The organism is Cytobacillus sp. S13-E01 (assembly GCF_029193815.1).
Taxonomy (GTDB): domain Bacteria; phylum Bacillota; class Bacilli; order Bacillales; family Bacillaceae_L; genus Bacillus_BV.
On sequence record NZ_JARFVC010000011.1, the window covers coordinates 62,413 to 74,556 of the forward strand.

Below are 12,144 nucleotides of genomic sequence, written 5' to 3' on the forward strand. Positions count from 1 at the left end.
ATTACCTAGATAATTTAGGAAAGAAGGCTAAATATGACAACATTACAAGCGGGTACTGTAGTTACATTATCTGTAGATCGAGATACGGAGTTCGGCTATTTTTTAACAAATGGCGAAGAGGATGTACTACTTCATAAAAGTGATATAACAGATGATTTTAATGAGGATGAACGTCAAACAGTGTTTTTGTACCAGGATCATCAGGGAAGATTAGCTGCTACAATGACAATTCCGACAATCGATATTGATACATATGATTGGGCCCAGGTAGTAGAGGTCAAACATAAGCTTGGTGTTTTCGTAAACATCGGGATTCGAAAAGATATCCTTGTTTCAAAGGATGATCTTCCAGAAATTTATGATTTATGGCCAGAAATAGGGGATGAATTGTATTGTTCCTTAAAGACCGACAAACATGGTAGATTGTTCGGTAGATTAGGAACAGAGGAGGCCATTCGTGAAATCGCCGAACATGCTCCTAGAACAGTTTTTAACAAAAATATAACCGGTAGGGTTTATCGACTGCTACTTGTTGGTACATTTATTATTACCGAAGAGAACTATATTGGTTTTATTCATGAGTCGCAAAGAGTTCGCGAACCTAGATTAGGACAAAAAATAGAAGGCAGGGTTGTTGATGTGAAAGAAGATGGCTCTGTTAATGTTTCGTTGCTGAGCAGATCACATGAAGTTCTAGATGAAGATGCACAGAAGCTTTATTCCTATATGGAAGAAAGAGGCGGCTCAATGCCGTTTTGGGATAAAAGTGATCCGGATGATATTCAAATACGTTTTACTATGAGTAAAGCAGCATTTAAACGTGCCTTAGGTAGATTGATGAAGGATCAAAAGGTTTACCAAGAAGATGGGTGGACCTATTTTAAAAAGGAATAGAGAATAGAGAAAAGACCCTCTTTTGAGTTTTTAAGAGGGTCTTTTCGGTATCAGCTAGAAATTGAATATAGTTTTGGTGTCTAGCTCCAGGCGCCATCGGCTCTATGGTATAAGCCAAGCCGTCTGGAAGGTCAAAGAACAACCTTCCAGACAGCTCGTCTTATGCTTGAATTGCACAGGATGTGCTGATGTCGACGTTCGCCACAGGACGTGGCGGGTTTTAGTCGACGTTCCTCGAGGCGGGCGCCCTGCGCTTTTCTTTTATACATGATCAGTTTTCTTAGAATATTGTCTTTCTCCACGCTGACGGTTCTTTTCTCGCTCCATATTTTTTTCATGGCGTTTAGCGTTATTGTCTTTTGCTTTTTTGTCGTTATCACTAGTTGTCGACATAGTAGCATACACTCCCTTTTAGCTATTTCGTAGTTAGCTTTTCCAATGGATTTATAAACTATGTAAAGTGTCAGTTAGTTTCATTAAGAAAGAAGATTGCGATTGTCCCTGGTCCTGCATGTGCCCCAATGGTTGCCCCAATGGTATTAACAAAAAATGATTCACAACCGAATTTCTCTTTAAGTTGTTCTTGTAGCTCAAGAACCGTTTCTTCGTTATCTGCATGACTTATTGCAATTGTTTGATTTTTGAGGTCTTTTCCACGCTCACCTATGATTTCAATGATACGTTTCATAACCTTCTTTTTACCTCTAATTTTTTCAAGAGGGATAAGCTTTCCGTCTTCAACATGTAAGAGTGGTTTAATGTTTAGCAGGCCGCCAACAAATGCTGAGGCTTTACTCACTCTCCCACCTCGAGCAAGGTATTCTAAGTCATCAACAGTAAAGATATGTTCCATATGTGTACTGTTAAACGTGATCGCTTCGATTATGTCTGTCTTTGAAGCACCTTTACCTGAAAGCTCTGCTGCAGCCCTAACAACCATACCAAACCCTAAAGATGCACATTTTGTATCAATGATTGTTAAATCTAAATCTGGGTATTCTTCTTCTACCTCTGCTTTTATCATGATTGAAGTTTGGTAGGTTCCTGATAATTCCGATGAAAATGCAATATAAATAGCAGGTATTTTGTCTTGGGCTAGTTTAGTGAATACTTCTTTGAAATGGTGTGGTGACACCTGGGAAGTCTTTGGGGTTTTTCCCTCTTTCATAGCAACAAAAACCTGTGCAGGTTGTATTCCAATAAGATCTTCATAATCTTGTCCGTCTAATTGTACAACTAATGGAAACATGGTCACATCATTATCTTTATAAAAATGTAAAGGGAGATCACTAGCACTGTCAGTTAATATTTTAATGTGCATTTTTTATCACGTCCTTTAAACGTTAGTTTTTCTTTTAGTGTATCTTTTCTAGGCTAGATAGTAAATCAGATTATCTTATTCTTGCTTATGTTGTATTTAATATGTCATTTAAGTAACTTGAGTTTCGCACCCTTAATAAACAGGATTTTCTAACTCATAATCCTGCCTAAAACCCTTGTTATATAAGTCTTGTCTATTATTCCATTTTAATTGCCAATGCAGCTTTATCCTCTTGAAATAATTGTTTACCTAATAATTAGTCTTCAAATAACTCCCTTTAGAAATTGATATTCTGGGGAGTTTTTGAACTCTTTGATGTCGACCGTTCCAGAGTCTGCTACCTGCCGTGATCACTGCCTGCAGAAGCTCCTCGAACATATCCCTAACCTTTCGGCTAAATTTTTTCAATCATCTCGTCTTTGACATGTTCAAATAGGCCTCCAAGTGTCTCATAATTATTGACCCTGCGAAAATAGGCAAGAAAACACATAGAGGATATAGGTGGTGGTCACATGGCTAATTTGGGCGTCAAAATCCTAGGGTTTACACTGTCCAAACTTCAGATATTGTTTGACCTCAGAGCGAACCCTCAAGGACCAATAGATGAGGGAATCAGCATGGTTTAATAAATAAGCGGAGAAATTTCCCTTAATTACGAAATAGCACTTAAAATAGCTTAAATAGACGGAAGGATTCCGACTATTTACACAAAAAACGTCAAAATGGATCATTTTGCATTGCTTAAGCGGAAAACCTCCGCTTATATACCCCGAACCAAGCCTTATTACGCAGTTTAACCGGAAAATCTCCTCTTATTTTAACGATCACTGGTTACTAAATTTGAGTTTTTACCAGTTTTTGGATTTCATTCAAGTTAGTCCGCATGATAACACGCCCTTTTTGGTAGATTTGGTAAGGTTCCTTAATCATACCAAAAACCTTGTGTTCATGCGGACTTTCTTGTTTTTTGTTCCGTTAAAATAAGGGATAAATCGCGCGTTGTTGCTAGGTGCGAAACTCAAGTAAGTAATTATCCCTGTAAAATTAGGGTAAGAAATATAATAATTACATACAATAGATGATAGTTCGTTTTTGGAGGATGGATATATGATTTTTATAAAAAAACTTTTTGTAGTACTCATAGGTGCACTATTAAACGCAATCGGCTTGAACCTATTTTTAATCCCAGCAGATGTTTATGCTAGTGGATTTACCGGTGTTGCTCAACTAATATCAAGGTCATTGGAAGATTATACACCTTTTTATGTTTCAACTGGTATTTTACTACTATTATTAAACATTCCTGTAACCATTTTAGGATGGAGAAAGGTTGGGAAATCCTTTACTTTATATAGCTTTTTATCAGTTGCAGCAACTACTTTTTTTCTAGCTATTATTCCATTAAAAAGTGTATCTAATGATATTTTATTAAATGCTGTTTTCGGTGGTGTAATAGCTGCTGTAGGGATTGGATTTACTTTGAAATGGGGTGCTTCAACGGGTGGTCTTGATATCGTAGCGATGGTTTTGTCGCATATGAAGGATAAGCCTGTTGGAACCTATTTATTCACGCTAAATTCTATCATCATTGTGACAGCAGGTTTTTTATACGGGTGGGAAAAAGCGTTATACACACTTGTAACACTTTATGTTTCAACGCGTGTGATTGATACCATACATACACGACATGAAAAGCTTACAGCAATGATAATTACGAAAAAGTCTGATGAACTAAAGGAAGCCATCCAATCAAAGCTAGTTAGGGGTATAACAACCATTCCGGCAAAAGGTGCGTTCACCAATGAGAGTAAAGAAATGATGTATATTGTTATAACACGCTACGAGTTGTTTGATTTAGAACAAATAATTAAAGAGATAGACCCTGGTGCATTTACCAATATTGTAGAAACAGCGGGTATATTTGGATTCTTTAGAAAGGATTAATCAAGAAACCTTTTTATGAAAAGATTCGACTAATATTATGAATAACATCGAATTAATGAAGGAGTGGTTTTTGAATGAAACGATTCTTCTTGCTTTTTATAATGAGTATACTAGTAGTTACAGGTTGCACTATTGAAACTACCAAGCAACAAGAACAAGGGGAGGGAAAAATGGAACAAGAACAAAATGCATTAGAATTCCTAAATACAAGTGTTGATATCCAAACTACTACACAATCGGCAACACTTTTAATCGCTCTTAAAAATACTGGGGAAAAGGATATTACCCTAACCTTCACTTCCGGACAAATGTTTGAAATTGTGATTAATGATGAGTCTGGAAATGAAATGTACCGCTATTCTATCGATAAAATGTTTACAATGGCAATAAAAGATCTAATCTTAAAGCCAGGTGAAAAAAAAGTATGGCAGGAAAAGTGGGACTATAAAACACAGACTGGTGAGAGCGTTGAGCCTGGGAACTACAAAGCGATTGTTTCAGTTGTAGCATCAAAAGTTAATGGTATCTCAGCCACTTCTTCCAAAAAGTTAAAAGCAGAAAAAGAGTTTACTGTTCCACAGCATTCAAATGCTTTTCGAAATATAAAAGTAACTGGTGAGGATGGATTTTATCATGTTACAGGTGAAGCAAGAGTATTTGAGGCTAGCTTTTTTTACTCAGTTGAGGATGGACATAATTACGTCATTCCGGAAACTGTCCAGACTGCAAGGGAAGGGGCGCCTACTTGGTCAAAATTCGAAATAGCGATTAATATTACAAAAGATAAACTACCTCAAAATGGTGTACTTTTAATACATCTATTCGAAAGAAGTGCAAAAGACGGTTCCGTTGTTAATTCTTATTTAGAAGTGTTAGAACAGTTTCAATAAGGTAACAGGGGATGACATGAAGTCATGCCCCTGTTACCGTTACTTTAGTGAGATTGGAACTGGTCTAACTGATCTTGCATTTTGTGTAATTGTTCTTTTTCAGCTATTGTCGAATTTGCAAAGGCCGAAGACAGCTCATTTTTGGCAATCGCGATTGCCTCTTGGGAATTTAAATTAGCTTGTCCATTTACAGACTGCTCAGCAATAGCGACAGCTTCACGTGCTCGTCTGAATAATTCGTTCCCCATTTAAACCCCTCCAAGTGAAGACTTTTCCACATTATGAGCTTTCTTTGCTTCTGCTTCTGCATATGTCGAATGATAAGGGATTTTTTCAGAATACTTTTGCAATGCATCTACACCTTGTTGGACAAAACGTTTTGATTTATTGCTACCCATTCGAATTCCCCCTTATATTAATAGCTAAAAAGGACGCATGAAGTAACGTCATTAAATAGTGTCCCGTATTTCACGGTAGTTATAACGGTAATAATTTCAATAGGTAAAAAGACAATGAAAAAACTCTGACAACAAAGTATCCAGCATAAAGCTGAAGATACTTATTTCTTAAGGTTTAATAACTCTTCTAAATATAGTGCAATACCATCGTCCTCATTTGAAAGTGTGACCTCGTTAGCAATGTTTTTAAGCTGTGGAATTGCATTACCCATAGCGATCCCATGCCCAGCATAGTCAATCATCTCAAGATCATTATCTTCATCGCCAAATGCAATAATTCTATCTTGTGGAACTCCATAAAAATTAGCGATTCTTTGAAGTCCAACGGCTTTATTTAAGCCAGATTTAATTATTTCAATTACATGCCAGGGTGCCGCCCATCTCCTATGATCAATGACCTCTGCATGGACTTCTGATAAATGCTTACGAATGTTGTCAACTTGTGATTCCTCAGCATGAATAAGCACAGAGGTTGGATCATGTAGCAGAATTTTTCTTAGGTCACCTGTTTCAATTTTAGGTGTTCCTACACCAAAAATATCAAGGAGTTTCTCGTCATGCTGATGAAAATAGACATCATCTAAAACCTCAGCCAAAATATTCTTCGCTTCGAAGTCAACACTAGCCTCGACAATGTCTTTCACAATATGTAAATCAAGTGGAGTATGGTACATTCCCCATTTATCTTGCAGTGGGTGGTGAACGAGGGCACCATTAAAGTTTACAATTGGAGTGGTTAAGCCAAGTTCCTTATAATACATTGAGCTAGAGCGATATGGACGCCCTGTTGCAATTACTACGATGTGACCGGATTTCTTTGCTTCTTCAATAGTCTTTTTTGAACGTTCAGATATCGTTTTGTCATCCTTGAGCAATGTACCATCTAAATCAAGTGCAATTAAATGTTGTTTAGTCATAATGTCCCCTTTATGTTTACTTTATTTTAATTGTACCATTTTACAAATCAATTAACAGGAAGGTATTACTAATGAAACTTATAAAGGAAACTTTTCTTAGTGGGGGTTTTCTTTCATTCCCCACTTAGGTTAGTTGAATTTATAACGCAATGGGCGCGCACGCCTTACTTGCAAATCCTGATCATCGCCTGGCTTTTACGGGCAGTTATTACTGCCCGTTAGTGCGGGATAAAGTGTATTTTTTCCAAAAATATTTAAATGGTGTTACAATTAATTATATGTTCAGTCTTACATTGCTAAAACCAAAGGAGTTTAAAAAAATGATCCTTATTGAAAATTGCAGGTTATCTGATATACCTGTTCTGCATTTAGTGAAAGAAAGTTATAAAAATGAAAAGCTTCCATTAGTATTTTTTATACATGGGTACACTAGTGCAAAAGAACATAATTTGCACTATGGTTATTTGTTAGCGGAAGCGGGTTTTCGCGTTGTATTACCTGATGCTCTATATCATGGTGAGCGAGAAGTGAAAATGTCTGAGGATGAACTTAATTTTAAGTTTTGGGATATAGTAACAAACGAAATAGAAGAGTTAGAAGTACTAAAAAATGAGCTAATAACTAGAGGAATAATTGACCCAGAACGAATTGGTTTAGTAGGGACTTCAATGGGCGGAATAACGACATTAGGGGCAATGACTCAATATTCGTGGATAAAGGCAGCTGTAAGCTTAATGGGAAGTCCTTATTGTGTGAAATTTTTACAAGGGCAATTGGCTGAGCTCAAACGATTAGGTCTATCAATTCCTTTAACGGATGAACAATTAAATTCACAGTTTGACAAGCTACGCAAATATGATTTGAGCTTACAGCCTCAAAAGTTAGATGAAAGACCACTTTTGTTTTGGCATGGAGAATTAGATGAGGTTGTACCATTTCATTATACATATGAATTTTATAACCAAGTTAAAACAAAATATAAGGACAAAAGTCGTATTAACTTTATTGTGGACCATAACGCAGATCACAAGGTTTCGCGAGAAGGATTACTAGCAACAGTCGAATGGTTTAAAAAACACTTATAATTTGATTTGCTAATTAATAAACCTCCAGGAAAGATAAAATTGATTACCTGGAGGTTTATAAAAAATTATTTACTTATACATTTGTTTTAATCTCTAACTCCAAGTGCAATTTTTGCATAACGTGACATTTTATCCTTCGTCCAAGGTGGATTCCAAACAATGTTAACTTCCACTTCTTTGATTTCAGGTAAATCGCTTAATACATTTTTGATCTCCTCAACAATAGCCCCGGCTAAAGGACAACCCATTGAAGTAAGTGTCATCGTAACTGTCGTTTTACCCAGCTCATCTATGTCTACCCCATAGACAAGGCCAAGATTAACAATGTCGACTCCAAGCTCAGGGTCGTTTACTGTTTCCAACGCTCCCATGATATTTTCTTCAAGTGCTTTATCCAAATGATTCACTCCCTTATTAAGGTATCTCATTTTAAGTATAACGAAATACGGTCTGTATTAAAAATAAGTTGACTCACTATATACAGTTCCCAAAAAATAATTTAAAACTAGTAGCCACTTAGTTGTTTTTTTGCTTCTTCAGACATTCTATCAGGAGACCAAGCTGGAGCCCAAACCACTTCTACATCAATACTATTAACTTCTTTTACTTCAGATACGGCATACTTTACACCGCTCACAATGCTATCGTGGAGTGGACATCCAGGTGTTGTTAATGTCATTTTTATGACTACATCACCATTTGTTTCATTAACCTCGTAAATAAGTCCAAGGTCAACAACATTAATATTTAACTCTGGGTCAATAACACATTTTAGTTCATCATAAATCTTTTCTACTGTTGTCATTTGAATTACCTCCATTACTTTTACTTTCGCAAGACATTTATGATCATTAAACAATAAGTAATCGTTATGCTGGTTACTATCCCTTGGCTAATAAGAAAAAGGATGTGACTATTAAAAAGATAAGCAAATAGAATACCTATGCTTCCAATCAAAAAGCCTGAAAATATGGGTATACTTGCATTGTCATTCATCATTTCTTTTAAGGTTGGTACATTTTCTTTTCCAATCAGCTTACTATATCGATGTGTCCACCAAAGAAAAGGCACAATTTTATACAAATATCCTATGATACTAAAGACAATCCAGTTGAAAATATAGAGATAAATTAGTATTCCGAAGAAAGAATAGTAGCTTGGGAAAAATGATAATAAAAACGCACTACTATGAATGATAAATCCAAATCCAATAGCCATTAATGAGAAGACAAAGGGCTTATCAAGTTTTTTCTTTAGACGTGCTTTAATGATTAAAGAAATATGATAAGCAAAAAGGCCGAACGCAATCGCTAAGAACAATAATCCCAATTGGAACAGGTAGTTACGTTGTAAAATAAAGCTACCAACTGTTGTAACTAATCCAATAAGGTAAATAGAAACCACCCAATGACTTAGCTTCATGGAAAAGCCATGCGCTAACGAAAACATCGGAACCATTTTATAAGAAAAACCAAAGATTAAAAGTGTAAACCAACCAGCCACACCTACTAAAATATGGCTCTTTAAAATAGTAAGATGTTCCATAATTTCTTGACCTGTAGACAAATTTAGGGCTAATAAAAGACCTAATAAGATCGTAAGCAACAAGCATAATAAAGCACTACCAATGTATAATGTCAGCACATTTTTATTTGTTTGCTTTTTTATGGTCATAAACATTTGATACAAGAACATAAGTATTCCGATTACTGTAAGTGTGCCACCATATAGCAAAAGATCTGGAAAATAGAAAAGTGATATTGACAGACTTGTAATCCCTAATGCACTAATCCCGAACTGAAAAAAACCAAATCGCTCATTCCATATCGCTGTCAAAAAGGCAACAGGTACAAGCTGATACATCGCTCCCATGGCAACCATTAAAGCCCAGCCAAGAATAAGTAAATGCGCTGCAGCCCAAATACTTGGGGTTCGAAAAACACCGTTAATAATTGTTACACCTGATGTGAGAATGATGACCTGTGAGATAATAAAAGCGAGTAAACTAAAAATGATAAATGAAAGTGGCAGCTTAATATTGGTTTCATTTCCGCTTTGCTTAGGAATCATTTTACTCACCCTCTATTTTGTAATGTCAATTTGATAACTTCCATCTGAGAGTGCAGTCGTACTATGTTTATAACCAAGATCATCAAGCTGCTCATAGAGAAACATAGGTCTACGGTCATTAATTATTGAGAGAGTTTCTCCACTTTTTATTTCCTCAAGTGCTTTAAGTGTTCTCATCATAGGCTGAGGTGGTTCGAGGCCTCTATTATCGAGTACCATTACTCCTCACCTCGTTTAATAAATGTTACCTTCCAATGTTTTTTATCGATTTCTTCTGCTTCATGTGTAAACCCCTTAGCTTTCATGACTGCAAATAGCGGGACAGGCTTAAATGGGGCATGTAAGACAAAGGTGTCACCTTGATCAAGTGTTGATATTGCACCAATAATTTTTTGGAAAGGTTCAAGCTTATTTTTTATATCTTCTCTGACATCTAGTTCAACTATTTTTCCATTCGTTTGTTTCAATTTATTTAACCTCCTTGAATGTTCTATCTCTAGGATAATGATTTTCACTTATTAACATTGTGATATCCGTCACTAATTTAAATAATTTCAACCTCAAGTTTCTTGCCAATCTACTGATTTTTACTGTCGAAGGGTGATAGGGATGAGTAGGAGTTGTAAAATATAATCTAATAAAAAAATCACAGAAGTCTCACTTCTTCTGTGATTTTGTAGTGTTATTATGATTCGATCCATCACAATCAAAACAAAGTAAAGTTGCTGTTGAACGTTCAACTATGCCATTTAAAAATCCATCCATACAATAAATTTCTTTCCCGCATTCATTACAATTGCCTACTAGCTCTTTCATTTTAATCAACCTCCTGATAATTTCTATTAATACTTAAAGTATGACATAGATTGTCTTGCATATGATTAAAAACATGTGGTAGTAGTGATTTGGTTCACTTTTATATGGATACGAAAGTCGTATTATTTACTTAGAAACAAATAGACCTACATCCTACCTAATAACAAGATTTATGAATAATGAGTCTAGTTGTTACCCCTGACACAGATAGGATGAAGGACATTTTCTAAGGAGGAATACAAAATGATTCAATTCGCAGCAAAAATAAACGCGCCAGATTTTCCACCAAGGGAGAAACACCCAAGAATATTTCAAATGTTTGATGAGTTAAAACCAGGTGAATTTATGGAGCTATCGAACGACCATGACCCAAGACCTCTTCAATATCAATTTATGATGGAACGTAAAAATCAATTCACATGGGAATACCTAGAAGAAGGTCCAGAGGTGTGGCGTGTTTCAATTGGCAAGACTGAATAACGTTTATTGCAGGTCCCTATTATATATAGGGGCTTTCTTTCATTTAACGGTTGATTTCAAACTAGTTACCTTATATGATGAAAACTATCCGGAGATCAAAGAGGGTGTTGTAGTTGAAGGATTGTATAAACCTAAGGGTAGCAGGAATTATTCTTGCTGGTGGAGAATCGAGAAGATTTGGCAGTCCTAAAGCAATTGCAGATTATAAAGGACGTAAATTTATTGAATACGCACTTGATTCGATTCAAAACATCACAAAGGAGATAATTATTGTTAGCCATGAAACATTGTCCAGCCGTATCAAGCAAGTTACATCGATTCCTGTCACCGAGGATCTTTCCCAGTATAAAGGAAACGGACCGCTGGCTGGAATTGTGACAGGAATGTGCTACTACCAAACAGAATGGTATATTGTTCTTCCTTGTGATACACCGCTGGTTACAGAAGAATTAATTAAACGTCTTCTAGAACATACAGAAGCTGAAATAGATGCGGTTGTACCAGTGGTAGAAGGGAAAATTCAGCCGCTAATCGCGCTCTATCATACGAGAGTTATCGATAAAGCAAAACGACTATTAACGCAAAATAAATATAAGATGATGTCTCTACTTGATGGAATAAATACGAAGTATATAACTGAAAAGAATTTACAGGTGACAGCCACCATATTTCAAAATATTAATAGCCAAGATGACTTGGATAAGTTAAACAAGTTAACAGAGTGACAAATTTCACATACTATAGCTAGATTGTAGGTTATAATCAGGATACGTTAGCCTTTAAGGAAGGAGGCTTTTCCTTATTCCTAAAAAAGGTTGGGACGTATCCTCGATTTGGTGTGTAAACAAAATGTTTGCACACCCTTTTTATAAAAAGGTATGAAAATATAAAAATTTTATCTGGTTTTTGTGTCTAGCTACGAGGCCCAGCGCTTTTCTTAGCTAATCAGAATTTATAGCCATAAGTTCTAAAACGCATAAGTGCAACTACGCCTCTGTCTTCGCCCTTTTAGGCTCGCCACTCGGCGAGTTTTCTTTATAAGATAAGAAAGTATAAAAATTTGTACCAAGTTTTAGTGTCTAGCTCCGGGCGCCATCGACTCTATGGTATAAGCCAATCCGTCTGGAAGGTCAAAGAACAACCTTCCAGACGGCTCGTCTTATGCTTGTCGCGATAAGCGGGCGCCCTGCGCTTTTCTTAAAAGATAAGAAAGTATAAAAGTTTGTAACTAGTTTTAGTGTCTAGCTCCGGGCGCCATCGGCTCTATGG

At 36.2% G+C, this 12,144-nt stretch carries 17 protein-coding genes; 6 read left to right on the plus strand and 11 right to left on the minus strand.

Translation table 11 applies throughout. The annotated features are described in order from the left end of the window. Positions 1-33 precede the first annotated feature (33 nt). Positions 34-894: a CvfB family protein gene (locus PY093_RS09680; protein WP_275645690.1), complete on the plus strand. Its 861-nt coding sequence runs from the start codon at positions 34-36 to the stop codon at positions 892-894. A gap of 261 nt (positions 895-1,155) precedes the next feature. Here the strand turns inward: PY093_RS09680 and PY093_RS09685 are convergent, their stop codons facing one another. Beyond that, on the minus strand, positions 1,156-1,287 hold the full coding sequence (locus PY093_RS09685; RefSeq protein ID WP_275645691.1) for a DUF3941 domain-containing protein: 132 nt from the start codon (positions 1,285-1,287) through the stop codon (positions 1,156-1,158). 70 nt (positions 1,288-1,357) lie between these two features. Then, complete coding sequence (locus tag PY093_RS09690; RefSeq protein WP_275645692.1) at positions 1,358-2,215, minus strand: DegV family protein; 858 nt, start codon at positions 2,213-2,215, stop codon at positions 1,358-1,360. 1,107 nt (positions 2,216-3,322) lie between these two features. Between PY093_RS09690 and PY093_RS09695 the strand changes: the two genes are divergently transcribed. Continuing rightward, positions 3,323-4,159: a YitT family protein gene (locus tag PY093_RS09695; protein ID WP_275645693.1), complete on the plus strand. Its 837-nt coding sequence runs from the start codon at positions 3,323-3,325 to the stop codon at positions 4,157-4,159. 74 nt (positions 4,160-4,233) lie between these two features. Beyond that, positions 4,234-5,049: a BsuPI-related putative proteinase inhibitor gene (locus PY093_RS09700; protein WP_275645694.1), complete on the plus strand. Its 816-nt coding sequence runs from the start codon at positions 4,234-4,236 to the stop codon at positions 5,047-5,049. A 44-nt stretch (positions 5,050-5,093) separates the two neighbouring features. Here the strand turns inward: PY093_RS09700 and PY093_RS09705 are convergent, their stop codons facing one another. From PY093_RS09705 to PY093_RS09715, 3 genes are all read right to left on the minus strand, one after another. Continuing rightward, positions 5,094-5,297, minus strand: a complete 204-nt coding sequence (locus PY093_RS09705) for a DUF3813 domain-containing protein (protein ID WP_275645695.1) — start codon at positions 5,295-5,297, stop codon at positions 5,094-5,096. After that, positions 5,298-5,447: a hypothetical protein gene (locus PY093_RS09710; protein WP_275645696.1), complete on the minus strand. Its 150-nt coding sequence runs from the start codon at positions 5,445-5,447 to the stop codon at positions 5,298-5,300. Between the two features lie 161 nt (positions 5,448-5,608). Continuing rightward, positions 5,609-6,424, minus strand: coding sequence for a Cof-type HAD-IIB family hydrolase (locus PY093_RS09715; RefSeq protein WP_275645697.1), 816 nt, complete (start codon positions 6,422-6,424; stop codon positions 5,609-5,611). 320 nt (positions 6,425-6,744) lie between these two features. On the opposite strand from PY093_RS09715, the gene yjfP reads away from it, so the two are divergent. Next, positions 6,745-7,509 (plus strand): esterase, encoded by a 765-nt coding sequence (gene yjfP / locus PY093_RS09720; protein WP_275645698.1) that lies wholly within the window; start codon positions 6,745-6,747, stop codon positions 7,507-7,509. 86 nt (positions 7,510-7,595) lie between these two features. Here the strand turns inward: yjfP and PY093_RS09725 are convergent, their stop codons facing one another. The 6 genes from PY093_RS09725 to PY093_RS09750 form a co-directional block, all read right to left on the minus strand. Further along, positions 7,596-7,907: a metal-sulfur cluster assembly factor gene (locus PY093_RS09725; RefSeq protein WP_275645699.1), complete on the minus strand. Its 312-nt coding sequence runs from the start codon at positions 7,905-7,907 to the stop codon at positions 7,596-7,598. A 107-nt stretch (positions 7,908-8,014) separates the two neighbouring features. Continuing rightward, a complete protein-coding gene (locus PY093_RS09730) occupies positions 8,015-8,314 on the minus strand; it encodes a metal-sulfur cluster assembly factor (RefSeq protein ID WP_275645700.1) in 300 nt (99 codons plus the stop codon). A gap of 20 nt (positions 8,315-8,334) precedes the next feature. Beyond that, positions 8,335-9,579: a hypothetical protein gene (locus PY093_RS09735; RefSeq protein WP_275645701.1), complete on the minus strand. Its 1,245-nt coding sequence runs from the start codon at positions 9,577-9,579 to the stop codon at positions 8,335-8,337. A gap of 12 nt (positions 9,580-9,591) precedes the next feature. After that, positions 9,592-9,798, minus strand: coding sequence for a DUF2249 domain-containing protein (locus tag PY093_RS09740; RefSeq protein ID WP_275645702.1), 207 nt, complete (start codon positions 9,796-9,798; stop codon positions 9,592-9,594). Further along, positions 9,798-10,046 (minus strand): DUF2249 domain-containing protein, encoded by a 249-nt coding sequence (locus PY093_RS09745; RefSeq protein ID WP_275645703.1) that lies wholly within the window; start codon positions 10,044-10,046, stop codon positions 9,798-9,800. The genes PY093_RS09740 and PY093_RS09745 overlap by 1 nt, the downstream gene beginning before the upstream one ends. A 190-nt stretch (positions 10,047-10,236) precedes the next feature. Continuing rightward, positions 10,237-10,395 (minus strand): hypothetical protein, encoded by a 159-nt coding sequence (locus PY093_RS09750; protein WP_275645704.1) that lies wholly within the window; start codon positions 10,393-10,395, stop codon positions 10,237-10,239. A 243-nt stretch (positions 10,396-10,638) separates the two neighbouring features. On the opposite strand from PY093_RS09750, the gene PY093_RS09755 reads away from it, so the two are divergent. Beyond that, positions 10,639-10,875, plus strand: coding sequence for a DUF2249 domain-containing protein (locus PY093_RS09755; protein WP_275645705.1), 237 nt, complete (start codon positions 10,639-10,641; stop codon positions 10,873-10,875). Positions 10,876-10,988: 113 nt separating this feature from the next. After that, positions 10,989-11,600, plus strand: a complete 612-nt coding sequence (locus PY093_RS09760; protein WP_275645706.1) for a molybdenum cofactor guanylyltransferase — start codon at positions 10,989-10,991, stop codon at positions 11,598-11,600. The last annotated feature ends 544 nt before the right edge of the window (positions 11,601-12,144 follow it).

Excerpts from the sequence above, each read along its gene's own strand:
- PY093_RS09680 (WP_275645690.1), top strand. The coding sequence starts at position 34 with ATGACAACATTACAAGCGGGTACTGTAGTTACATTATCTGTAGATCGA.
- PY093_RS09685 (WP_275645691.1), bottom strand. The coding sequence starts at position 1,287 with ATGTCGACAACTAGTGATAACGACAAAAAAGCAAAAGACAATAACGCT.
- PY093_RS09690 (WP_275645692.1), bottom strand. The coding sequence starts at position 2,215 with ATGCACATTAAAATATTAACTGACAGTGCTAGTGATCTCCCTTTACAT.
- PY093_RS09695 (WP_275645693.1), top strand. The coding sequence starts at position 3,323 with ATGATTTTTATAAAAAAACTTTTTGTAGTACTCATAGGTGCACTATTA.
- PY093_RS09700 (WP_275645694.1), top strand. The coding sequence starts at position 4,234 with ATGAAACGATTCTTCTTGCTTTTTATAATGAGTATACTAGTAGTTACA.
- PY093_RS09705 (WP_275645695.1), bottom strand. The coding sequence starts at position 5,297 with ATGGGGAACGAATTATTCAGACGAGCACGTGAAGCTGTCGCTATTGCT.
- PY093_RS09710 (WP_275645696.1), bottom strand. The coding sequence starts at position 5,447 with ATGGGTAGCAATAAATCAAAACGTTTTGTCCAACAAGGTGTAGATGCA.
- PY093_RS09715 (WP_275645697.1), bottom strand. The coding sequence starts at position 6,424 with ATGACTAAACAACATTTAATTGCACTTGATTTAGATGGTACATTGCTC.
- yjfP (WP_275645698.1), top strand. The coding sequence starts at position 6,745 with ATGATCCTTATTGAAAATTGCAGGTTATCTGATATACCTGTTCTGCAT.
- PY093_RS09730 (WP_275645700.1), bottom strand. The coding sequence starts at position 8,314 with ATGACAACAGTAGAAAAGATTTATGATGAACTAAAATGTGTTATTGAC.
- PY093_RS09735 (WP_275645701.1), bottom strand. The coding sequence starts at position 9,579 with ATGATTCCTAAGCAAAGCGGAAATGAAACCAATATTAAGCTGCCACTT.
- PY093_RS09740 (WP_275645702.1), bottom strand. The coding sequence starts at position 9,798 with ATGGTACTCGATAATAGAGGCCTCGAACCACCTCAGCCTATGATGAGA.
- PY093_RS09750 (WP_275645704.1), bottom strand. The coding sequence starts at position 10,395 with ATGAAAGAGCTAGTAGGCAATTGTAATGAATGCGGGAAAGAAATTTAT.
- PY093_RS09755 (WP_275645705.1), top strand. The coding sequence starts at position 10,639 with ATGATTCAATTCGCAGCAAAAATAAACGCGCCAGATTTTCCACCAAGG.